Raw genomic sequence first — 22349 nt, forward strand, 5'->3', positions numbered from 1 at the left:
ATGGGTGATTTTCTTCAAAAAATAGCCGAAAAATCTCAAAAATTAACTATTTTTTAAGGTTTTCGAATAAAAAATGAACAATTTGATACTTTTAACTGTTGATTTTTTTTGAAAAAATTGCGTTAGGGATTGTATTGAAAATCCTTTTTGTGAAGCATGAACAAAAAGATTGTAAAGGAAAGCCCGACCCAATCGGGTAACGCCCAAATGAAAAAGCTTTAAAATTTCTCCTTATTCCTTAAACCAACTGGAATATTTAATGTAATTGTTGGCAATACGGTCAATTTCACCGGATATCAATTCTTGGCTAATATCTTTCACTTTTTTAGCAGGTACACCGGCATAAATGCTTCCAGCTTCCACATGAGTGTTTTGTGTAACCACCGCCCCGGCGGCAATTATGCTGTTGCTTTCTACCACACAGCCATCCATAATAATACTGCCCATGCCCACCAAAACATTGTCTTTTATGGTGCAACCATGTACCAAGGCATTGTGCCCAATAGATACATTGTTGCCAATGGTAGTAGCGTGCTTTTGGTAAGTGCAATGTATTACGGCACCATCCTGCACATTTACCTTATTGCCCATTTTAATGTAGTTAACATCCCCACGCACCACGGCACTAAACCAAATACTGCATTGGTTGCCCATGGTTACATCGCCCACAATGGTAGCGTTTTCGGCAATATAACAATCGTCAGGTATTTGTGGTGATTTTCCGTTTACTGGTTTTATTACTGGCATGGCAAAATGGTTGTATGTTGTGAATAAATTACGCCCTGTAAATATAAAGGAAACCATTTACTTTTTATTAATTTGCTTTATGATGAAACCTACAATTTTTTATATCGCACTAGGGAGTAATAAGGGCGATAAGTTTAAAAATTTACAAAATGCCGTTGATGCCATTTATAAGCGCATTGGGCATATTAGGTTGATTTCAAAAGTGTATAAAACGCCTGCCATGGGTTTTAAGGGTGACGATTTTTTAAACTGTTGTCTGGTTTTAGAAAGCCATTTGGAACCGAAAAAGGTGATAAAAGCCTTGTTGAAAATTGAAACTGATTTAGGCCGAAAACGAACCAAAAAAAACACCTACGAAGCCCGAACCATAGATTTGGATATTGTTTTTGCCGAAGACCAAATCATCAATACCAAAACCTTGCAAGTACCGCACCCTGAAATGCAAAACCGCAAGTTTGTTTTGCAACCGCTTAATGATATTGCCTCAAAAATAAAACACCCAAAATTGGATAAAACCGTGGCCACTTTGTTGGAAGATTGCACGGATAAGTCCGTTTTGGGACCTATAAATATTTGGCTAAAAAACCCGAGTAAGACCTATAGTTTTTCGCAGTACAATTATATGGCCATTGAAGGAAATATTGGTGCAGGAAAAACTAGTTTGGCCACCCAAATAGCGCACGACTTTAACGCCAAACTTATTTTGGAGCGTTTTGCGGACAACCCGTTTTTGCCCAAATTTTACGAAGATGCCAACCGCTATGCCTTTACGTTGGAAATGTCTTTTTTGGCAGACCGTTACCAGCAAATAAGTGATGATTTGGCGCAACTCGATTTGTTTAAGGATTTTATTGTAAGTGATTACGATGTGTTTAAATCGCTAATCTTCTCAAAAATCACCTTGCCCGAAGATGAGTTTCAGTTGTACCGAAAGCTTTTTAATCTGATGTACAAAGATTTAAAAAAGCCCGATTTGTATGTTTACCTCTACCAAAACACCGAGCGTTTACAACAAAACATTAAAAAGCGCGGGCGACATTTTGAACAAAATATAGCCGATGAATACTTAGAAAAAATAAATGCTGGCTATTTGGAGTTTTTAAAAACCCAAACCGATTTTAATGTAAAAATTATTGATGTTTCTGAACGCGATTTTGTTGAAAACCGGGAAGATTATTTATGGGTTTTGGGTGAGGTTTGTGGGGAGTGATTTCAATTTTTCAATATTAAGAATTTTATTAAATACAAGTTGTTCTTTTGTTGTATATTTCTTATTAAATAGTTTACATTTTAAAATATGAAAAGAATCCTTTTATCTTTATTTGTCTTAAACACTTTTTTGGTTTTTTCTCAAAGTTTAGTACCACAATTTAATAAGACAGTTAGTTTTGTTTACAAACATTTTGAAAATGAGCTCAGGCCTAATGGCACTGCTTTTCTGGTTTCGATACCAGCATTAAGGGAAGAAGGTAATTATGTGTATTTAGTTACAGCGAAACATGTAGTGCAAGATGAAAATGGAGTTTTTATGAAAAAAATATATTTTAGATTCAATAAGAAAGAAGGTGGTAGTGAAATGTTTACTTTAGTTTTAAAAGAAGCTCCAAAAAAGAGTTTTTATGTTCATGATGATGAGTCGGTAGATTTAGTTGTTTTTCCAGTTGTAATACCATCTCACTTAGATATAAAGCATATACCAATTTCTCAACTTATCGAAAAAGAAGATTATGAGAACAATAATATATATTTAGGAAATGAGGTTTTTTTTACAGGATTATTTACACCATATATAGGCAATGAATCAATAAATCCAATTTTTAGATTCGGGAGGTTTTGTTTATTTCCTGATGAAAAAATTGAATTTGTTAATTTTAAAAGGGAAATGTTATTAATTGAATCTTCTTCTTTTGGAGGTAATAGTGGATCGCCAGTTTTGTGCTTATATCAAAAGGATAATAAGAAGCGAGTTGCATTGGTAGGGGTGGTAATGGGGAGTTTTAATGAAGGTCAAATAATTGAGAACAGTGTGAAAAATAATGTTGTTAGAAGCAGTTTAGGTATTTCAGCTATAACTCCAGCCAAATTCATTAAAGAAATTCTTTATTGTCCTGAATTAATAGCAAGTAGAGTAAACTGATAAATATTTATATCTCGATTCAACCTTATTTCTATTTCAGCTATTAGACAATGCTTAAACAAATTCAGAACAAATTAACGAAGTTAGATTTTAAAATTTAAGAATCAAACTAAATTGTAAGTAATTACTTTGTTTTTTTCATTTGATTAATCTGTATCAGATTCCTCTTTGTCAAAAAAGATAAAAGCCATGGGGAATTGTGCTCCTTTTGTGGTGTATCTTAATTCCCAGTCGCTTTCAATGAAGTCTGGACCTATCCAAAATTGAACATCCTTGGTTTCTAAAGGGTCGTTTTCAAAAATTTTTCCATGGAGTTTACATTTTATGGTGTACGCAACGCCTGTAGTCTCAGGAGATAACAACCAATTTGCGCCAATTTTCCCGTTTTTAATTTCAGCCAAACCAATATGTCCAGTAACGGTTTTATCGTCATTGATTGTTAGAGTTGTAAATGTGGAATCGGAGTAAAATTTAAATTTATCGGGTTTAATCCGCACCGTGATTCGGTGCTTTTTAGAATGCCATGTACCCAAAATATGTTCATCAATTGTTTTTTGCCCGCAGGAAATTAGGATGATAAAACCCATAAGGAACACGGCAAATCTTAGAAGGTTTTTAGCGATATAATTTTTCATCGTTCATCTGGAATTAGAGTTAAACACTTTTGTTCAATGCATCGCCGGTAAAATATACCGTTCTAGCATTTTAAATAATCGCGATTTGGAACTGTAATTGCCACTTGTAAAAACCACAACGGCATTTTTTTTAGGAAGCACCATGATGACCTGTCCGCCCCAACCATTTGCGCGATACATTTGGGTTTTTTGGCTTCCGTCATCCACTTCGCTAATCCACCAAGTATAGCCATATCCATTTTTACCCGAGTCTTCTATGGGTATTTTAATTCCTGAATTGTTGCGATATACTGTTGCACTTTTTTCAACCCAATCTGCATTTATTATTTGTTCTCCATTCCACACCCCATTATTCAGGTATAGCACGCCAAACTTTAGCATATCGCGTGGCGTTAAGTGCAGCCCTCCACCAGCTTCAACTTCGCCTTTTGGAAAAGTATCCCATTGCATATTGTTTATACCGATAGGTTCGAATAGATGTGCTTTGCCAAATTCGATTAAATTCATTCCTGTTGCATTTTTTAATATTTCACCTAAAGCAATCAGACCACCACCATTATAAGTGAATTCCTCGCCAGGTTTTGCAACTAACGGACGTTCAAAAACACAGTTTAAAGGGTTCTCCCAACATTCAATATAAAGGCGGTCAATATCATTAGCTGATGTAGCATGTGCCGCATGCCATTCATCCCATTGCAAACCCGATGTCATAGTAAGTAAATGTTCAATAGTAATGTTTTCTCTACCATCAGACCGGTATTGCTGATGCTCCGGGAGAAAATCAAAAATGGATTGATGAACACTCTTAATGTACCCTTTTTCTATGGCAATGCCTATGCAGGCAGAAACAAAACTTTTGGTGCACGACATGATTTGGTGTGGCGTGGTTTTGTTCCATTTAACCCATTCGCCATAATAATTGGGGCCGTCCCATTTAAACTCATGTCCTTCAAAGTATTTTTCAAGCACCAATAGGCTGTCTTTGTATATTAAAACGGAATGAATTTGGCCGTACTTTTCAGCGTAAATGCAATCCACCAAGTTTGCTATTTTAAGGGAATCTATCCCAACCTGATTTAAGGTGCCAACGTTTACCCCGTCGTTTTCAAATTCAGGTGATTGATACGAATAGACCGAAGGACAATTGTTGCAGCTTATTAGTGAACATATTGAAATTAAAAGGATTAATTTTTTCATTATAATGGTCTTGTGTTTTATGAGGCAGCAAGAATCTCAATGAGTGCATTGCAGCCACCATTTTGTATATAATTGGTGTGGTCTTGCATGGTTTTAAATGTTGTGCCAGTAAGTTTAGAGCATAAAACTTTAGTGCCAAATGCTTTGTAAAAGGCATCCAGTGTTTTTTTTGAATACGGGTTGCTCATTGAAGTTTTTTTGGGAACTTCTCTACACCACTTTAACGATTTTAGCCAAATGGCAGCACCCAATGCCCCACAGGCGGCACCACTTAAACCCAAGCCACCAGCAAACCCTGCTACCATAATGGTTTCTTCGTTGCTCGCCTCCATTTTTTTGGCCACTTCGGTGGCACAACTTATACATGTTTTTGGTGGGTGGTTATCATTTGAAAGTCCTTCAATGGCAGATTGCACAGCCTCTCGTGCCCATTGTTGCGCTAAGTTAAAACAGTGTAAAAAGCGACCCGAAAAAAAATATTTGGCCATACTTAATTTGCTGGAAAAGTCGCAACGGGTAATGTCCCTACAGTTTATCGTGTGCTCTCTTTTTGAAAAAGATGCCATTATTTTTTGCGTGGCCTTAACAGCAACATAAATGGCTTCATTTTCATTTTTGCATTTTCGATAAGCTTCAGCGCCAACAGCCAACGAAGCTCCCCAAAGCATACCGCATTGGTGTCCTTTTTGCATGATGCCTCCTGCTAAAGCATCGGAAGCACGTTCTTCAAGGTCCTTCAGATGACCAAATTCTCTATTCAACATAAAGAACAGGGTTCGGGAGCATGTGCCTAATTTCCGAAAAACCTTCCTGCCATCTTTTGGGCCCGTTTTGTTTGTGGTAACACCAGAAGCCATTGGAACAATCTTTTAAAAGAATCCAAAAAGATATTGAGGAATGAAGAACAATCCAATGATATTGGTCAGCTTACAGGGTGTAAGTGTAAATAGGTGTTATTTCAATTGATATTTTTTAATTACCAAATATTTCAATTCGGTGTCGCCCACATTGCGTATACCATGTTCCGACCAAGAAGGACAATAAAAACTGGTGTAAGGGCCGGCTGTCTTCGTTTTGCCATCCAAATAAAATTCGGCCGAGCCTTCCAGCACAAAAAAGAACTCATCCTCAACATGTTTATGGGGTGGGTGGGTAGCTTTATGCGGTGCCACAACACTCATTTTTAGTGTACGTCCATCAAGAAATTCCTTGTCGGCAAACCAAAATTGATAGCCTACTTTGGTTTCTATGGTTTTATCCATGGAGAATTCTGAAACACAATTTTCAATCGTGAACTTTTTTTCAGGATTTTCAGCTGTTGTCTTTTCTTGAGCCGAAAGTGTGGAACACAGTACAAAAGTTAAAATCAGACTTAAAATGAAACTTTTCATGACCAAATATTTTAATTATAAACAGAGCGCTCCACGTTGTTTTTAATTGGAGGTATAGTTTGAAGGTATTCATAGATGGCACCAGCCTCTTCATCCGTAAGTTGTGTATATGGAGCCATAGGGTAACGTAGCGCGTTTTCGCCTTTTTTTAGCCCATATTTTACAGCATTGATAAAGTCTTCTTTCACCCAATTTCCAATACCGGTTTCTTTATCGGACGTCAGGTTTTGGGTCAGCATCACTCGACCTTGCTCATCCAAAGGTTTGTTGCCTCCACCAAAATAACCTTCGCTTAATGTGGGGTCCATGTAGTTGTTGGTTTTAAAATCTGCGGAATGACATGAAAAACAATCGAGATTATGCGCCAGATATTTGCCCAATTCAACGGCATTGTTTGGGTTTGGCATTTCAATTGTTTTGTCAGGCATCGGGAAAGGTTTAAATGCCACTCGACAAAGCAGTTTGGTTAAAAAGGATGGTTGTGTTGGGGTATCTGGAACGGCGCTGGCGGTAACCATAGGGTCGTCCGACTTTAAAAATGAGATAATGGCATTGATGTCCTCATCGGCCATAGTTGGCAATTTTGCCATGTATGGCGGACTGTACTGTCCATTTTTTTTAATGCCAGTTCGTAGCAGGTAAACCAATTCGCCATCTGTCCATTCACCAATACCATATTGTTTGTCTTGGGTTATGTTTTGAGAATATATTTCGCCAAACTCTGGCGGGGCATCTAGCATTCTTTTGCCCGTTAGTTTTCGTGTTTCGGTATTCATATGGCAATTGGCACAGAGCATCATGGCTAATTTCTTTCCCCGTTCAATAGATTCGGGTGTGCTTTCCGCGTGAAAATCAACTTGTTTAACCTCGTATGAAGGAATATCTGTTAAACCAATGTAAAGGAGAAAAATGCCAACGAATCCTACTATAATGGCAATGCCAATGCCTAAAATCTTTAAAATTTTTTTCATGCTAATCGTTTTATGGGTCAAGATAGCATGGCAGGATTTCGAGGTGACTAAATGTACATTTTTAAAATTTGAAATACAAACGGAAGATGGTTTGTGGATTTAAAATGAAACGGATTAATTCATTAGAGCTTATGTTAATTAACTGAATTCGGGTCATTAAATTCAATATTCCAAATCCCTCGAACTTGTTTTTCGGTATAGCCTTTTGCCATATCGTTAGGGTAAAGTTTTAGAATTTTTTCAGCAACTTCTGGTTGAATGTCATTTACAGTTCCGTGGCACTGTAAGCACATGGCATTGGTAACAATAGGATAATAGAAATTTACTTTTCCATCGGTTTTAACTACAACAGGTTTTACATCATTGCTTTGAGCCATTTCCAGTTTAAATTGCTCAATGTATTTCAGTTCTTCACTATTGGCTTTGTTGTGTGGGTTTCTGTTTTTGTCAGACACTCGTTTAATCATTGCATGATATACTGTAGACATGCTATCGGTCAGGGTCATGGCTTTAATATTGCAAAATTCCAGAGCTTCAAGAGTTCCTTTATTTTGTATGGTACCCATTAAGTTTTTGCCCAATTCTTTTTGGGTTGACAGGGCGTATTCCAAACCGATGTCTTCCAAAGTTTTTTCGGTTTCAGTTTGCGTCAAACTCACTTTGCCTTGGTTGTAATTTTTAAACCCTTTCCCTTTAATATGGTCTTTAAACCATGTAGGTTCTTCAATTTGGTAATCGTACAAGTATTCGGCAATTTTTTCAACAGTACCTTCCGGAAACATCTGTTTTGGCATGACTCCAAACCTTCTTACGGCACCAAAAAGTTTGGCGTTTTCTTTGGAAGGATTGTTAGTAAATGTCGTAACAGCATCAACAAAATCTTCTTTATTGTCATAATAGTCTAAATAACGTGCTTTTATGGCAATCATTGGAGGCGCAATTCTTCCATTACCTTCTGGTGCTTGGGCGTTATGGCAAACATTGCAATAGGTTTCCATAAGTTTTTTTCCGTGGTGTTCCGTTTGAAGCTGACTGTTGTCTTGAGCCGTAGTTTTACTTTCCGACTTTTCTTTGTTATTGCAGCTTATAAACAAGATGGCTAGAACAATAAATAGAAGCTTTTTCATGGTCAAATAGATTAAACCACAAATATCTTGTAAAACAGTTAATTTGAAAGTAACATTGGTGACTTTCAACATGCTTTGCTAATAGATAATCCGTTTTTATTTGAAGCTGCAATCCTCAAATAAAACGTCATCAGGTTTTTGTAGGGCTGCCTTGTTTAAATCAAAAACTACCTTATTGAAAGAAATATTTTTAGCACCCAGAAGTTCGATAATTGAATCGGGTGTCTTTATATTGGCGTTTTTAATGTTCACGTTTTCAGCATCATGTATTATTACCAAGTTATAGCATGTAGCATTTACATTATCAATGGTTAAATTTGTCAATGGCGATTCGGGTATACCATAAACCTTTAAAAAGTGTGTGCCGTTCTCAACAATGATGTTGCTAATGGAAATATCACGATAAAAAGGCGTAAGTGCATTAACCTCTCGAACAGGTAAACGTTCGGCCAATTCGCCAACATAAGCTGGAGTGCCAAGCATGTCCCATTTTATGCAGGTAGCTTCAAGGTTCATTCTTATTCTATCGTAATACAAATGTTCGCCACCACCACCACGGGGTCTGCGGGTTTTAAACCGAATACCAACCACAGTGCCTTCAAACACGCAATCGTGCACATATAAATTCCTGATTGTACCGGCCGTTTCGCTTCCGCAGGTGATGCCGCCGTGTCCTTTTTGTGCCAGACAGTAACGCACTACCACATTTTCGGTTGATTTGTTCACTTTTAGTCCGTCTTCGCCACGACCCGATTTCATGGTGAAACAATCGTCACCTGTGTTTAGCGTACAATATTCAATCAATACATTTTTTGAAGATTCAACATCAATACCATCGCCACGTGGAATGCCATACGAATTCACATAAACTCCGCGAATAATCACATGGTCACAGTAGGTGGGTACAATGTTCCAAAAGGCCGTATTTTCCAGTGAAACACCTTCTATGTACACATTTTTACAATTGATGGGTGAAATAAATTTTGGAGGAAAAATCCAATCTTCTTGTGATCCATTGTGAATGCGTTCCTCGGCAGTTTTTGATAAATCAACCAAAGTTTCAATGGGCTGGGTGTACGCCCGTTCTTTGATTTCGCCACCAAACGGACCAATAAGTTTACCTTTCCCAGTAATGGCAATATTTTCTTGATTGTTGGCATAAATACATGCACCCAGGGACATCACCTCTATACTTTCCACGCGATTAAAAACGGCAGGCTGATAATCTTTTACATTGGTGCTAAAATGCACAACCGCCCCCTCTTCAACATGTAAGTTTACGTTGCTTTTTAAAATGATGCGCCCCGTTTTCCAGTCGCCCTTTGGGATAATGACCGTACCACCGCCAGCAGTTGAAAGTTGGTCAATGGCGTTTTGAATTGCTGCGGTGGCCATTTCTGAAGAACTGCCTAATTCATCTAAAATATTAATTTGTCTTTTTGGGAATTTTGGCTTTTCAAAAACCGGCATGTTAAAAGGCGCAGAAACTTTGGCAATGGTATCGGGCAATACCAAATGACCCACTTGTTCTTTGGTTGGAATGGTTTCCAATTGGCTAAAATCGGGGCCGATTTTAGTTTTTTCTTGACAGCTTAAAACAAATAAAATTGAAAAAAGGCTTAGAAATAGTCTCATTTTGAAAAGGAAAAGTTTACTATACGTAAAAATAGGGTTTTATTGAAAATAGAACCATTTGATTTGTTCAACGGTTTATTTTGTAAGAATGAATGATGCGGAATATTTGATTCAAATTATAAAGAGGATTCCATCCCCTGCCCGCCGGCAGGCGGGTTTGCATAAATGACAAAAACAATCAAAACATTTTATATAATGTCGTAACTATTCGCCCTTTGTTGTCGTCCAAAATATACTCACAAAGATGTTTTTCTTCTTTAACTTTTAAATTGAAAGGTTCTTCCGAAAGATTTACACCGCTATTTTTCTTTGTTCTATTGCCCTGCCCAGAAATAATGTCTTTATTGGGCGTAAAATCACCCCATGGTATATGTTCAGTGAGGATGAGGTATTTGTAATCTGAAAGTTTTTTTGTGATGTCCTGTATTTCAGTGTTGGATAAATGTTGCAACACCTGGCGCAGAATAACGCAATCGGCTTTTGGAAGCTGGTCTTTGGCAATATCCAAACAGAGAAACTCTAAGTTATGTGCTTTGAATAAAGTTTTATTTCGGTTGATGAGCTTTTCAACAATGTCTGCAGCGATATATTTTTTGGCATGTCTTACTAGATATTGACCAATATTAAAATCACCACAACCTAAATCACAAACAGTCAAAGGCTGTTTAAAAGATTTCAAAAATTTGGTAACGGCTTCTAAAAAAGGATTTATAATTTCAGGATTATGAGAACCTTCTCCAGAGTAAAAATCAAAATTTTGTCCGCCCCAAAGACGCTTCTCATAAATTTGATTCATGACATCTTTGGTTGGCCAAGGCTTTTTAGTTTTATTGGTCACTGCTTTATTAAAGTGATTTTAACTTACTAAAAACATCCCAAACCACAACACCGCAACTTACCGAAATATTTAAGGAATGCTTGGTGCCAAATTGGGGAATTTCAATCACCATATCGCTTGCTGAAACCACATTTTGCGTCACGCCTTTTACCTCGTTGCCAAATACTAAGGCATATTTGGTATTAGGTTCAACGTTAAAATCATTAAGCATTACCGCATTTTCTGCTTGCTCTATAGAGCAGACTTTTACACCTTCGGCTTTTAATTTCTCAACAAGTTCGAGCGTGTTTTCAACATATTCCCAGTCAACCGTATCGGTGCTACCCAAAGCTGTTTTATGAATGTCTTTATGTGGTGGTGTTGCTGTTATGCCACAGAGATAAATTTTTTCAATTAAAAAAGCGTCACTGGTTCTAAAGACTGAACCGATATTGTTCAAACTTCTGATATTATCAAGAATGATAATTATGGGTGTTTTTTCAGCTTCTTTAAAATCATCAACACTCAATCGCTCCAGTTCGCTGTTTTTTAATTTTCGCATGGTTTTATTGTTGAAATCTTGTTTTAATTGTAGATAACTTGTGGTTGGCCAACTTCAAAAAACATGAAATTAGTAGTACATTGCATGCTACAATTTTGTCAAAAATAACATTTAAAAACCACTTTACCATTGGCTAAAATAGCAAAAAAAGAAACGCCGTTAATGAAACAATACAACGCTATAAAGGCGAAGTATCCTGATGCTTTGTTGTTGTTTCGTGTGGGTGATTTTTACGAAACTTTTGGTGAGGATGCGGTTAGGGCCGCTGGTATTTTGGGTATTATTTTAACCAAGCGAGGTGCGGGAAGTGAAAGTGAAACCGAATTGGCCGGATTTCCACACCATTCGTTAAATACCTATTTGCCCAAGTTGGTGAAAGCGGGTGAACGTGTTGCCATTTGTGACCAACTGGAAGATCCTAAACAAACCAAGACCATTGTTAAACGTGGTGTTACAGAATTGGTTACTCCTGGGGTGGCATTAAATGATGAGGTGTTGGTTTCAAAATCGAACAACTTTTTATGTTCGGTGTATTTTGATAAAAAATATATTGGCATTTCATTTTTGGATATTTCTACGGGTGAGTTTTTAACCTCCCAAGGCAATGCGGAGTACATAGATAAATTGCTTCAAAATTTCAACCCAAGTGAGGTGTTGGTTTCCAAACAAAAGCGAAGCCAATTTAAAGACACTTTTGGCGACGATTTCCACACATTTTACATTGAGGATTGGGTGTATCAAACCGATTATGCTTATGAAACCCTAATCAAACATTTCAATACTAAGACACTTAAGGGTTTTGGTATTGAAGATTTATATGAAGGTATTATTGCCTCTGGCTCCATCCTGCATTATTTAGGAGAAACCCAACACCATAAGCTACAACACATCACGTCCATTTCCAGAATTGCAGAAGACGATTATGTGTGGATGGATAAGTTCACGATAAGGAATTTAGAGCTTTATAACTCCACAAATAACAATGCAGTAACACTTTTAAATATCATCGATAAAACCATATCGCCTATGGGTGGAAGGTTGTTAAAACGTTGGTTGGCATTGCCTTTAAAGAGTATTGATAAAATAAAACAGCGCCATGATGTGGTGAGTTTTTTGACCAAGGAAAATTCAGTACTTCAGAAAATACAAAACCACATCAAGCATATTGGTGATTTAGAGCGATTAATATCAAAAACCGCAACGGGTAAGGTTAATCCGCGCGAGGTTATTCAGCTTAAAAATTCTTTGGAGGCCATTGTTCCCATAAAATCGTTAGCGTCCAATTGCGATAACGAATCGTTAAAAATCATCGGTGATACTCTGCAAAGTTGTGAGGTGCTTCGCGAAAAAATAAAACAGACCTTAAATGAAGATGCTCCGGTTAATGTTTTAAAAGGTAATACGATTGCTATTGGTTTTTCTTCGGAATTGGATGAACTTAGAAATTTGTCTAAATCAGGAAAAAACTATCTGGATGATATGCTAGAGCGTGAAACAGAGCGTACAGGAATCACCTCTCTGAAAATAGCATCAAACAACGTTTTTGGGTATTATATTGAAGTTAGAAATACACATAAAGATAAAGTTCCTGCAGATTGGATTCGCAAGCAAACTTTGGTAAGTGCCGAGCGTTACATCACAGAAGAACTCAAAGAATATGAAGCAAAAATTTTAGGAGCCGAAGAACGTATTTTAGCGATTGAACAACAATTGTTTGCCGATTTGGTTTCTTGGATGAACCAGTACATCAAAGCAGTACAGCAAAATGCTTATTTAGTAGGGCAATTGGACTGTTTATGTGGATTTGCGCAATTGGCAAAAGACAATAATTATGTGTATCCAACAATCGACGAATCATACGGTTTGGACATTAAAGACGGTCGCCACCCGGTGATTGAAAAGCAATTACCCCTAGGTGAAGCCTACATTGCCAATGATGTGTTTTTAGATAGAACTACTCAGCAAATTATCATGATTACTGGGCCAAATATGTCGGGTAAATCGGCCATTTTGCGTCAAACGGCTTTAATCGTATTGTTGGCTCAAATTGGAAGTTTTGTGCCAGCCGAGTCTGCCCGAATTGGTTTGGTTGATAAGATTTTCACTAGAGTAGGAGCGAGCGATAATATCTCTATGGGTGAATCGACCTTTATGGTTGAAATGAATGAAACGGCATCCATTCTTAACAATATTTCAAACAGAAGCTTGGTGTTGTTGGACGAAATTGGTCGTGGAACGAGCACCTATGATGGTATTTCCATAGCTTGGGCCATTAGCGAATATTTGCATGAACATCCTTCAAAGCCAAAAACGCTTTTTGCGACACATTATCACGAACTGAATGAAATGACCGAAACGTTTGATCGTATTAAAAACTACAATGTTTCTGTCAAAGAATTAAAGGACAATGTGCTTTTCTTGAGAAAATTGGTTGAAGGTGGTAGCCAACATAGTTTTGGTATTCACGTGGCAAAAATGGCGGGAATGCCGCAGCAGGTTTTACATCGTGCCAATAAAATTCTGAAAAAATTAGAGAAGTCGCATTCCAGCGAAGAGCTCACCGATAAGGTGAAGTCCATAAACCATGATTTGCAATTAAGCTTTTTTAATTTGGATGATCCTCTACTGGAAAATATAAAGGACGAGATACTTCATACCGATATAGACACGTTAACTCCAGTCGAAGCACTGATGAAATTGAATGAGATTAAGCGCATGTTAGTCAAGAAAAAACAGGCCTGAAATAAATTTCATTTATTTTAGTAAAAGGCTTTGCATTTCCTAGAAATATTTTAAATTTGCATCCGCAATCGGCAGATTGTAGGTTCTTATACATATTGCGAAAGTAGCTCAGGGGTAGAGCATCACCTTGCCAAGGTGAGGGTCGCGGGTTCAAATCCCGTCTTTCGCTCAGAAAATTTCGAAAATACCAATTAAGTTGCTGAAGTGGTGGAATTGGTAGACACGTTGGACTTAAAATCCAATGGCCATTATGGCCGTGCGGGTTCAAGTCCCGCCTTCAGTACTCAAACCTCCTTTGTTTAAAAACATTGGAGGTTTTTTTATGCTTTCTGATCAATCAATTTGCCTTTAAAAACTTTGTCTAAATAAAGTAGGTTGCCAAGATTTTAGTTGAAGCTTATCAATAAATTGTGTTTCTTTATTGAATATTTAAATTGCTAGCAAAAAAGACAACCAAATAGAATAAAATGATATCCTTAGGCACATTAGATTACGTATTGATTATACTGTTTTTTGCAATTACTTTATCCATTGGGATTTTTGTTTCAAAAAAGTCGGGAAAGGATGCATCGGAGTATTTTTTATCTGGAAGAACCATGCCCTGGTGGCTTTTGGGGGTTTCCATGGTGGCGACTACCTTTTCAACAGATACGCCCAATCTGGTAACCGATATTGTTAGAACAAATGGTGTTTCGGGTAATTGGGTTTGGTGGGCTTTTTTGATTACTGGGTTGCTCACGGTGTTCGTTTATGCCAAGCTGTGGCGTAAATCGGAAGTGAAGACAGATTTAGAATTTTATGAATTGCGCTATGGCGGAAAACCTGCGGCGTTTTTAAGAAAGTTTAGGGCGGTTTATCTTGGGGTGATTTTTAATGTGATTACCATGTCGGCAGTTACATTGGCCGCTATTAAAATTGGGGGCATTATGCTAGGGCTGGAGCCTTGGCAAACGGTTATTAGCGCTGGACTTATAACGGTTGTGTTTAGTGCTTTGGGAGGGTTTAAAGGCGTTGTGTATACAGATTTTATTCTGTTTTTTGTTGCGATGGTTGGTGCTATTGGTGCGGCTTATTATTTGGTGAACTTACCCGAAGTAGGTGGCATAGAAGCCATTTTAGCCAACGAAAATGTAATGAATAAACTATCTATTTTGCCTGATTTCAATGATAAAAATGCCATAATTACTTTGTTGGTCATTCCCTTGGCGGTGCAGTGGTGGAGTTCGTGGTATCCTGGAGCGGAACCTGGAGGAGGAGGCTATATAGCCCAAAGAATGTTGGCTGCCAAAGATGAAAATCATGCTATTGGCGCAACCTTTTTCTTTAATATCATGCACTATGCATTAAGGCCCTGGCCATGGATTTTGGTTGCTTTGGCCTCGTTAGTGGTATTTCCTGATTTAGCAAGTATTCAAGAAGCTTTTCCTGCAGTTGCTGATGACAAGCTGGGTCATGATTTGGCATATTCAGCCATGCTTACCAAACTGCCAACGGGCTTACTTGGTTTGGTGTTGGCGTCATTGATAGCGGCTTACATGAGTACCATATCTACCCAATTGAATTGGGGTTCGTCTTATATTGTATATGATTTTTACAAACAACAAATAAACCCAGAAGCTTCAGAAAAAAGATTAGTGGCCGTTGGAAGGTTGTCAACCGTGATTTTAATGGTTTTCAGTGCAATTTTGGCATTGTTGCTTCAAAATGCGCTTCAACTTTTTGAATTGTTGTTGGTATTTGGGGCAGGAACAGGACTCATCTTTATTTTACGTTGGTTTTGGTGGCGCATTAATGCTTGGAGTGAGATAGCCGCCATGTTTGCATCGGGAATTATTTCAATACTATTAAAGTTAACACCATTGGGCAAATATTTGTTTGGGAAAGATACAGGTGTGTTTGACAGTTATTTGGAATATCCTTTTGTTGTTCTTGTAACCACCATTATGTGGCTCGTTGCAACTTTTATCACGCAACCGGAAAGTAAAGATATATTAAGAAGTTTTTACCTGAAAACCCAACCAGGTGGACCAGGTTGGAAAAAGCTTATTGATGAAGCAAAGGCGGATGACGTTATATTGCAAAAAGTTGATGAACCATGGAGTGTACCAGCAGGAATTGTTGCTATTTTATTGGGCTGCATATTAATTTATAGCTGTATGTTTGCAACTGGGCATTTTATTTATGGGAACTACAAAAATGCTATTATTATTTCCATTATTGCAATTGTTTCTGGAGTATTGTTAACTCGGGTTTGGAAAAAAATCAAGGTAAACATTTTATAAAATCTAGCAATGATTTTAAATACTAGAAATAAAAAAACCGCCTATTAGGCGGCTTTCATTTTTTGCTATCAACGAGTACTAGTTTTCTAGTTCTTCGGCTTTATTTTTAATGGCATCACCTGCCTCTTTCATTGCATCGCCAGTTTCCTTAATGGCTTCGTCCGTAGCATCAACAGCTTCATCCATGGCTTTGCCAGCTTTCTCTAAGGCCCCTTCTGTTGCTTCAGCTGCATCGTCAGCAGCTTCTTCCATAGCATCGCCAGCATTTTCGATGGCGTCCTCTACAGATTCAGCTTTTTTGGTGTCTCTACAAGATGTGAAACTTAATGTTAGTGCAACTAAAACGGCACTTAAGAATAATTTTTTCATCGGTTTTTGTTTTTAGTGTTAATTAATGAAGTTGGTCATGGATTTTAAGAATTTAGAAGTCAAACTAAATAGAATTTCCAAAAAATCCTTTTCAACTTTACAATTATATACGTAGGTAATTAAGTATTTGGATTACAGCGCCTTTGTTTCTGTTCACAAAGTTTGAGTTTGCCGAGCCCATTTTTAACCGTTTTTCAGTATTTTGAATGAGCTCATTTAAAACAGTTTTCAGTTCACTTTGGTTGGAAATAGAAAACAATCCGCCGTTATCCATTAAAGCTTGAGCTTCAGGAAATTCTTCATGATTTTTACCAATAATTATGGGTACGCCAAATACGGCAGGCTCTAAGGTATTGTGCAGCCCAGTATTTCCCATGGCACCTCCTACGTAAGCGATGTCGGCATAACTGTAAATTTTGGTGAGTATGCCAATAGTGTCTATTACAAAAATGGTTGCTTCTTTTAATGGGGCACCGTCTTTTTGGGAGAATAGAACATAAGGCGCTTCCAGCTTTTGGGTAATTCCATTTATTTGTGCAGGCTTTATATTGTGCGGTGCAACAATGAATTTCACGTGTTTGGGCGCATCGTTGTTTATATATTCCAACAACAAAGCTTCGTCTTCTGGCCATGAGCTTCCAATTACAACACAGAGTTTGTTGTCTTTAAAAGTTTCAATAAATGGCAAAGAATTGTCTTGAGATAACTGACTGTAAACACGATCAAAACGGGTATCGCCGCTTATAGTTACATGGTCGTAATTAATGGACCTAAGCAAGTCTTTTGAGGCTTCATTTTGTGTAAAAATATGGTCAAATGCAAAAAGTGCATCTCTTAGGGGTTTGCCATAAGGCTTAAAGTAAACATGATCTTTTTTAAATGCCGACGAAATTAGAATAGCCTTTAATTTTCGATTCTTAATTTGTTTTAAATAGTTCGGCCAAATATCATATTTAACGAAAACCGTGAGTTCAGGGTTTACTATATTTAAAAATTGGTTTGCGTTCTTTTTGGTATCGAGAGGAAGGTAAACCACAACATCCGCTATAGGACTGTTTTTACGGATTTCATAACCCGAAGGAGAAAAAAAAGTAAGAACGATTTTATGAGAATTGTAATGTTTTCTGAGTGCTTGAAAAACCGGAAGCCCTTGTTCATATTCACCCAAAGAGGAACAATGGAACCAAAGTGTTTTATCAGAATCTTTAATATTAGAGGATAATGTTTTAAAGCTATTCTTCCTTCCTGCAACGCCACTTTTAATTTTATCATTAAAAAGTGCTGCAACTTTTAAAGCAAAAGTTAAAAAATGAATACCTATGTTGTAAATTAAACTCAAATGACTTCTTTGCCGCTAAAATACATTTCTTTAAAATAAATTCATTGGTCAGCCACAATCATTTTTGTAATTTTGCATTTCGATAATCCATAAGGAATATCAATAAAATTAGTCACTTTTAAAATGTTGGCTATAATTTTTCTTCTATGCAAAAAATCCAAATGGTTGACCTCAAAGGTCAATATAACGACATAAAAGATGTTGTTAACCCTTCCATCCAAGAAGTTATTGAAACCACAGCATTTATTAATGGGCCAAAGGTTCATGAATTTCAGAAAAACTTAGAAACCTATTTGGGAGTTAAGCACGTTATACCATGTGCCAATGGTACCGATGCATTGCAAATTGCCATGATGGGTTTGGGGTTGAAACCTGGAGATGAAGTTATTACAGCCGATTTCACCTTTGCAGCCACTGTTGAGGTGATTGCTTTGTTGCAACTTACACCTGTTTTAGTGGATGTTAATGAAGATGATTTCAATATTAATATTGAAGCCATAAAAAAGGCCATTACACCAAAAACGAAAGCCATTGTTCCAGTTCATTTGTTTGGGCAATGTGCCGACATGGAGGCTATTATGGAAATTGCTAAAGCGCATAATTTATTTGTTATTGAAGATAATGCCCAGGCCATTGGTGCCAATTATACCTACAAAGATGCTAGAAAGGTAAAAGCAGGAACTATTGGCAATGTTGCAGCAACCTCCTTTTTCCCATCAAAAAATTTAGGTTGTTATGGAGATGGAGGGGCAATTTTTACCAATGATGACGATTTAGCCCATACCATTAGAGGTATTGTGAACCATGGTATGTACGAACGCTATCATCATGACGTAGTGGGCGTGAATTCTAGATTGGATAGTATACAGGCAGCGGTGTTAGATGCAAAGTTGCCCCATTTGGATAGATACACCAAATCGAGACAAAAAGCAGCGAAAAAGTATAACGAAGCTTTTAAATCTTTTAAAAATATCATTACGCCAAAAACGGTAAATGGCTGTGAGGGTATTTGTGATACCTGCGATTGCCATGTGTTTCATCAATATACTTTAAAATTAAAAGGCATAGATAGAGATGCTTTGGTGAAGCATTTAAACGAAAAAGGAATTCCTTGTGGTGTTTATTACCCCATTCCTTTGCATAAGCAAAAAGCGTATTTAGATGAGCGCTATAAGGAAGAAGATTTTACGGTAACCAACCAATTGGTGAAAGAGGTTATTTCGTTGCCTATGCACACTGAATTGGACGACGAACAAATAGAATACATAACATCAACAATCATAAACTTTATCAATGGATAAAATATTAGTAACTGGCGGATTAGGATTTATTGGATCACACACCGTTGTTGAATTACAGAATGAAGGCTACGAAGTAGTCATTATAGATGACTTGTCAAATTCCTCAATTGATGTGCTTGATGGCATTACGGCGATTACAGGAAAAAAGCCAATCTTTGAAAAACTGGATTTAAAAGATAAAATTGGTGTTGAAGCCTTTTTTGCAAAGCATAACGATATAAAAGGGGTTATACATTTTGCGGCGAGTAAAGCAGTAGGCGAGAGCGTAAAAGAGCCTTTATTGTATTATGAAAACAATATTGGTACTTTGGTGTACATCCTTAAAGAATTAAAAAAATTACCAGAAGCGAGTTTTATTTTTAGTTCCTCGTGTACAGTTTATGGTCAAGCCGATGAATTGCCAATTACTGAGAATGCACCTGTAAAACAAGCGGAGTCGCCTTATGGAAACACCAAACAAATCGGCGAGGAAATTATTAAAGACACATGTAAGGTAACACCTAGTTTAAAGGCTATAGCCTTGCGTTATTTTAATCCTGTTGGAGCGCACGAATCAGCTAAAATTGGTGAATTGCCCATTGGTGTGCCTCAAAATTTAGTACCATTCATCACGCAAACAGCTATTGGTTTACGCGAACAATTATCGGTTTTCGGAGATGATTATCCAACGCCAGATGGCACTTGCATTCGCGACTATATTCATGTGGTAGATTTGGCAAAGGCCCACGTTGTTGCACTTGAGCGTTTGTTGCAAAATAAGAATAAAGCAAACTATGAAACCTTTAATTTAGGGACAGGAAAAGGAAGTTCTGTTTTAGAAGTTGTTCAAGCTTTTGAAAAGGTTTCTGGTGAAAAATTAAACTATAAAATTGTTGGAAGAAGAGAAGGTGATATTATTTCGGCTTATGCGGATACTACTAAAGCAAATGAAGAATTAGGTTGGAAAACAAAATTAACCCTTGATGATGCCATGCGTTCCGCTTGGAAGTGGGAGCAAGTGGTTAGAAGTAAAGACTAATTTGCAAATCATGAAATAAAAAAAAGCCGAGATAAACATCTCGGCTTTTTTTTATTTTATTCAGCGGTTTTCTTTTTCTTCTTAAAGCTTATCACAACCAAAATAATCATTCCAGTTGTTACTGATAAATCGGCAAGGTTGAAAATGCCAGTTTTAAAAACGCTTCCCAAATCTATAAACAAGAAATCGGTAACTGAACCATAAACGATGCGGTCAAAAACATTAGCGATTCCTCCACCAATAATACTGGCGAATGCAAAAAGTGACCAGTTGTCCAACGATTTATCTTTTATGATATAGCGTAAAACAAATCCGAGGACAAGAATGGGCAAAATAAGCAATAATATAATTCTTAACGTAGGATTCAAATCGCTTCCCATACCTAGAAAAGCCCCAGTGTTTTCAACATTCATTAATATTAAGGCATCGCCAATTAATGGAATGCGTTCACCAGGATTAAATTCTGTTCTGCCAATTATGGTTTCCCTTACAATAACTTTTGATATTTGGTCTGCAGCTATGGTTAAAACAATAACAGCAATAATGTAGATGGAGCGTTTCGTTAACTTCATTTAGCTATTGGTTGTAAAAGTTGCAGAAGCTGTTTCGGCGTCCCTGTTTATCTTTTTAACCAAGCCTTGTAACACATTTCCAGGGCCAACTTCTGTAAATAAAGTAGCGCCATCGGCAATCATTTGTTGAACAGACTGCGTCCATTTTACAGGAGCAGTCAATTGAGAAATTAAGTTTGTTTTTATAGCATTTTCATCAATTACTGCGTTAGCCGTAACGTTTTGGTAAATTGGGCAATTAGGTTTGCTAAAGGTTGTGTTTTCGATGGCAGCGGCCAGTTCTTCACGGGCAGGCTCCATTAAAGGTGAGTGGAATGCTCCGCCAACAGGTAATACCAAAGCACGACGAGCACCTTCCGCTTTTAAAGCTTCACAAGCTTTGTTGATGGCTTCAACTTCTCCGGAAATCACCAATTGGCCAGGGCAGTTATAGTTTGCGGCCACAACAATACCTTCGGTTGTAGCACATATTTTTTCTACAATGTCATCGTCCAATCCTAAAACAGCTGCCATAGTGCTGGGTTGTAGCTCACAAGCTTTTTGCATGGCCATAGCACGCTGTGATACTAATTTCAAACCGTCCTCAAAATTTAAAGCGCCATTAGCCACCAATGCTGAAAATTCACCAAGTGAATGGCCAGCAACCATATCGGGCTTAAAACTGTCGCCCAATGTTTTGGCCAAAATCACCGAGTGCAAAAATATGGCAGGTTGGGTTACCTTGGTTTCCTTTAAATCGTCGGCAGACCCTTCAAACATAATATCGGTAATGTTAAAACCAAGAATGCCATTGGCTTGTTCAAATAGTTCTTGTGCTAATGGGGAATTTTCGTAGAGGTCTAAACCCATTCCAGAGAATTGAGCACCTTGACCTGGAAAAATATATGCGTTCATTTTAGTTAGTTTTTAATGCTGCAAAAATAGGAATAATATTAAGAATGTAATTAGTTGTTATTTATGGTTTTAATTATTTTGCCAGGATTTCCCGCAATAACTACGTCATTTGGAAAGCTTTTTGTTACCACCGCACCAGAACCAACAACCACATTATTGCCCAAGGTAACACCAGGACAAATGGTAGCGTTACCACCAATCCATACATTGTCACCAATAATTATGGGTTTGGCATATTCTTTACCGCCATTTCGTGCTTTAAACTCTAAAGGGTGTGTTGCCGTATAAATTTGTACATAAGGCCCAATCATACAGTTGTTACCGATGGTTACTTTGGCCACATCCAAAATGCAGCAGTTGAAATTCATAAAAAGATTTTTACCAGTAATAATGTTGCTGCCGTAATCACAATAAAAGGGTGGCTCTACATATAAATTTTCTCCAGCGTTTTTAAATATTTTATAAAGAACAGCTTTTCGTTCTTCAAAATGGTTTTCATCTAAACGGTTAAATTCTTGAAATAATAATCTAACAGCATGTCTTTCTTTCATTAATTCGGGGTCTGATGGATTGTACATTTCCCCGGCAAGCATTTTTTGCTTTTCAGTCATAA

At 37.3% G+C, this 22349-nt stretch carries 21 protein-coding genes and 2 tRNA genes; 8 read left to right on the forward strand and 15 right to left on the reverse strand.

Translation table 11 applies throughout. From position 1 onward, the window contains the following. Positions 1–231: 231 nt before the first annotated feature. Positions 232–747, reverse strand: coding sequence for a gamma carbonic anhydrase family protein (locus WJN01_RS05715; RefSeq protein ID WP_445196303.1), 516 nt, complete (start codon positions 745–747; stop codon positions 232–234). 79 nt (positions 748–826) lie between these two features. On the opposite strand from WJN01_RS05715, the gene folK reads away from it, so the two are divergent. Both folK and WJN01_RS05725 read left to right on the forward strand, forming a co-directional pair. Next, the gene (folK, locus tag WJN01_RS05720) at positions 827–1957 is read left to right on the forward strand and encodes a 2-amino-4-hydroxy-6-hydroxymethyldihydropteridine diphosphokinase (RefSeq protein WP_445196173.1); all 1131 of its coding nucleotides are present in this window, start codon (positions 827–829) and stop codon (positions 1955–1957) included. Positions 1958–2044: 87 nt separating this feature from the next. After that, positions 2045–2884, forward strand: a complete 840-nt coding sequence (locus WJN01_RS05725) for a hypothetical protein (protein ID WP_445196174.1) — start codon at positions 2045–2047, stop codon at positions 2882–2884. A 146-nt stretch (positions 2885–3030) separates the two neighbouring features. Here the strand turns inward: WJN01_RS05725 and WJN01_RS05730 are convergent, their stop codons facing one another. From WJN01_RS05730 to WJN01_RS05770, 9 genes are all read right to left on the reverse strand, one after another. Next, the gene (locus tag WJN01_RS05730) at positions 3031–3519 is read right to left on the reverse strand and encodes a hypothetical protein (protein ID WP_445196175.1); all 489 of its coding nucleotides are present in this window, start codon (positions 3517–3519) and stop codon (positions 3031–3033) included. Between the two features lie 33 nt (positions 3520–3552). Continuing rightward, on the reverse strand, positions 3553–4716 hold the full coding sequence (locus tag WJN01_RS05735) for a serine hydrolase domain-containing protein (RefSeq protein WP_445196176.1): 1164 nt from the start codon (positions 4714–4716) through the stop codon (positions 3553–3555). Between the two features lie 17 nt (positions 4717–4733). Further along, positions 4734–5573: a C-GCAxxG-C-C family (seleno)protein gene (locus tag WJN01_RS05740; protein ID WP_445196177.1), complete on the reverse strand. Its 840-nt coding sequence runs from the start codon at positions 5571–5573 to the stop codon at positions 4734–4736. Positions 5574–5669: 96 nt separating this feature from the next. Next, positions 5670–6107 carry a cupin domain-containing protein gene (locus WJN01_RS05745; RefSeq protein ID WP_445196178.1) on the reverse strand — a complete coding sequence of 146 codons (438 nt, stop codon included), beginning with the start codon at positions 6105–6107 and terminating at the stop codon, positions 5670–5672. A gap of 11 nt (positions 6108–6118) precedes the next feature. Beyond that, complete coding sequence (locus WJN01_RS05750) at positions 6119–7078, reverse strand: c-type cytochrome (protein WP_445196179.1); 960 nt, start codon at positions 7076–7078, stop codon at positions 6119–6121. 134 nt (positions 7079–7212) lie between these two features. Next, entirely contained in the window at positions 7213–8205 is a 993-nt protein-coding gene (locus tag WJN01_RS05755) for a Tll0287-like domain-containing protein (RefSeq protein ID WP_445196180.1), read from the reverse strand. A 96-nt stretch (positions 8206–8301) separates the two neighbouring features. After that, a complete protein-coding gene (locus WJN01_RS05760; protein WP_445196181.1) occupies positions 8302–9840 on the reverse strand; it encodes a glycoside hydrolase family 28 protein in 1539 nt (512 codons plus the stop codon). A gap of 178 nt (positions 9841–10018) precedes the next feature. Further along, positions 10019–10636 (reverse strand): class I SAM-dependent methyltransferase, encoded by a 618-nt coding sequence (locus tag WJN01_RS05765; protein ID WP_445196182.1) that lies wholly within the window; start codon positions 10634–10636, stop codon positions 10019–10021. Between the two features lie 49 nt (positions 10637–10685). Beyond that, positions 10686–11219, reverse strand: coding sequence for an RNA methyltransferase (locus WJN01_RS05770; RefSeq protein ID WP_445196183.1), 534 nt, complete (start codon positions 11217–11219; stop codon positions 10686–10688). A gap of 129 nt (positions 11220–11348) precedes the next feature. Here WJN01_RS05770 and mutS point away from each other — a divergent pair, with 129 nt between their 5' ends. The 4 genes from mutS (at position 11349) to WJN01_RS05790 (ending at position 16243) form a co-directional block, all read left to right on the forward strand. After that, positions 11349–13961, forward strand: a complete 2613-nt coding sequence (gene mutS, locus WJN01_RS05775) for a DNA mismatch repair protein MutS (RefSeq protein ID WP_445196184.1) — start codon at positions 11349–11351, stop codon at positions 13959–13961. A gap of 97 nt (positions 13962–14058) precedes the next feature. After that, a tRNA-Gly gene (locus tag WJN01_RS05780) sits at positions 14059–14130 on the forward strand. A 29-nt stretch (positions 14131–14159) separates the two neighbouring features. Continuing rightward, positions 14160–14244 (forward strand) — tRNA-Leu (locus tag WJN01_RS05785). Positions 14245–14428: 184 nt separating this feature from the next. Further along, positions 14429–16243, forward strand: a complete 1815-nt coding sequence (locus tag WJN01_RS05790) for a sodium:solute symporter family protein (RefSeq protein WP_445196185.1) — start codon at positions 14429–14431, stop codon at positions 16241–16243. Between the two features lie 78 nt (positions 16244–16321). Here WJN01_RS05790 and WJN01_RS05795 read toward each other — a convergent pair whose 3' ends face one another. Both WJN01_RS05795 and WJN01_RS05800 read right to left on the reverse strand, forming a co-directional pair. Next, entirely contained in the window at positions 16322–16612 is a 291-nt protein-coding gene (locus WJN01_RS05795) for a hypothetical protein (RefSeq protein WP_445196186.1), read from the reverse strand. 103 nt (positions 16613–16715) lie between these two features. Further along, complete coding sequence (locus WJN01_RS05800; RefSeq protein ID WP_445196187.1) at positions 16716–17951, reverse strand: 3-deoxy-D-manno-octulosonic acid transferase; 1236 nt, start codon at positions 17949–17951, stop codon at positions 16716–16718. A 146-nt stretch (positions 17952–18097) separates the two neighbouring features. Between WJN01_RS05800 and WJN01_RS05805 the strand changes: the two genes are divergently transcribed. Together WJN01_RS05805 and galE are read left to right on the forward strand one after the other, a co-directional pair. Next, entirely contained in the window at positions 18098–19252 is a 1155-nt protein-coding gene (locus WJN01_RS05805) for a DegT/DnrJ/EryC1/StrS family aminotransferase (RefSeq protein ID WP_445196188.1), read from the forward strand. After that, on the forward strand, positions 19245–20270 hold the full coding sequence (gene galE / locus WJN01_RS05810; protein ID WP_445196189.1) for a UDP-glucose 4-epimerase GalE: 1026 nt from the start codon (positions 19245–19247) through the stop codon (positions 20268–20270). The genes WJN01_RS05805 and galE overlap by 8 nt, the downstream gene beginning before the upstream one ends. Positions 20271–20326: 56 nt before the next feature. Here the strand turns inward: galE and lspA are convergent, their stop codons facing one another. The 3 genes from lspA to WJN01_RS05825 are packed head-to-tail and all read right to left on the reverse strand — an operon-like array spanning position 20327 to position 22347. Then, the gene (lspA, locus tag WJN01_RS05815) at positions 20327–20842 is read right to left on the reverse strand and encodes a signal peptidase II (protein ID WP_445196190.1); all 516 of its coding nucleotides are present in this window, start codon (positions 20840–20842) and stop codon (positions 20327–20329) included. Continuing rightward, entirely contained in the window at positions 20843–21736 is an 894-nt protein-coding gene (fabD, locus tag WJN01_RS05820; RefSeq protein WP_445196191.1) for an ACP S-malonyltransferase, read from the reverse strand. It abuts the gene before it with no gap. Positions 21737–21786: 50 nt separating this feature from the next. Beyond that, positions 21787–22347 carry a sugar O-acetyltransferase gene (locus WJN01_RS05825; RefSeq protein WP_445196192.1) on the reverse strand — a complete coding sequence of 187 codons (561 nt, stop codon included), beginning with the start codon at positions 22345–22347 and terminating at the stop codon, positions 21787–21789. Between the last annotated feature and the right edge of the window lie 2 nt (positions 22348–22349).

The sequence above is a fragment of the Tamlana sedimenti genome, from assembly GCF_038148895.1.
Classification (GTDB): Bacteria; Bacteroidota; Bacteroidia; order Flavobacteriales; family Flavobacteriaceae; genus Tamlana.

Coding starts and splice junctions, on each gene's coding strand:
- WJN01_RS05745 (WP_445196178.1), bottom strand. CDS start 6,107: ATGAAAAGTTTCATTTTAAGTCTGATTTTAACTTTTGTACTGTGTTCC.
- fabD (WP_445196191.1), bottom strand. CDS start 21,736: ATGAACGCATATATTTTTCCAGGTCAAGGTGCTCAATTCTCTGGAATG.
- galE (WP_445196189.1), top strand. CDS start 19,245: ATGGATAAAATATTAGTAACTGGCGGATTAGGATTTATTGGATCACAC.
- WJN01_RS05730 (WP_445196175.1), bottom strand. CDS start 3,519: ATGAAAAATTATATCGCTAAAAACCTTCTAAGATTTGCCGTGTTCCTT.
- WJN01_RS05765 (WP_445196182.1), bottom strand. CDS start 10,636: ATGAATCAAATTTATGAGAAGCGTCTTTGGGGCGGACAAAATTTTGAT.
- WJN01_RS05770 (WP_445196183.1), bottom strand. CDS start 11,219: ATGCGAAAATTAAAAAACAGCGAACTGGAGCGATTGAGTGTTGATGAT.
- WJN01_RS05725 (WP_445196174.1), top strand. CDS start 2,045: ATGAAAAGAATCCTTTTATCTTTATTTGTCTTAAACACTTTTTTGGTT.
- WJN01_RS05805 (WP_445196188.1), top strand. CDS start 18,098: ATGCAAAAAATCCAAATGGTTGACCTCAAAGGTCAATATAACGACATA.
- lspA (WP_445196190.1), bottom strand. CDS start 20,842: ATGAAGTTAACGAAACGCTCCATCTACATTATTGCTGTTATTGTTTTA.
- WJN01_RS05715 (WP_445196303.1), bottom strand. CDS start 747: ATGCCAGTAATAAAACCAGTAAACGGAAAATCACCACAAATACCTGAC.
- WJN01_RS05735 (WP_445196176.1), bottom strand. CDS start 4,716: ATGAAAAAATTAATCCTTTTAATTTCAATATGTTCACTAATAAGCTGC.
- folK (WP_445196173.1), top strand. CDS start 827: ATGATGAAACCTACAATTTTTTATATCGCACTAGGGAGTAATAAGGGC.
- WJN01_RS05760 (WP_445196181.1), bottom strand. CDS start 9,840: ATGAGACTATTTCTAAGCCTTTTTTCAATTTTATTTGTTTTAAGCTGT.
- WJN01_RS05825 (WP_445196192.1), bottom strand. CDS start 22,347: ATGACTGAAAAGCAAAAAATGCTTGCCGGGGAAATGTACAATCCATCA.
- WJN01_RS05740 (WP_445196177.1), bottom strand. CDS start 5,573: ATGGCTTCTGGTGTTACCACAAACAAAACGGGCCCAAAAGATGGCAGG.
- WJN01_RS05750 (WP_445196179.1), bottom strand. CDS start 7,078: ATGAAAAAAATTTTAAAGATTTTAGGCATTGGCATTGCCATTATAGTA.
- WJN01_RS05790 (WP_445196185.1), top strand. CDS start 14,429: ATGATATCCTTAGGCACATTAGATTACGTATTGATTATACTGTTTTTT.
- WJN01_RS05755 (WP_445196180.1), bottom strand. CDS start 8,205: ATGAAAAAGCTTCTATTTATTGTTCTAGCCATCTTGTTTATAAGCTGC.
- WJN01_RS05795 (WP_445196186.1), bottom strand. CDS start 16,612: ATGAAAAAATTATTCTTAAGTGCCGTTTTAGTTGCACTAACATTAAGT.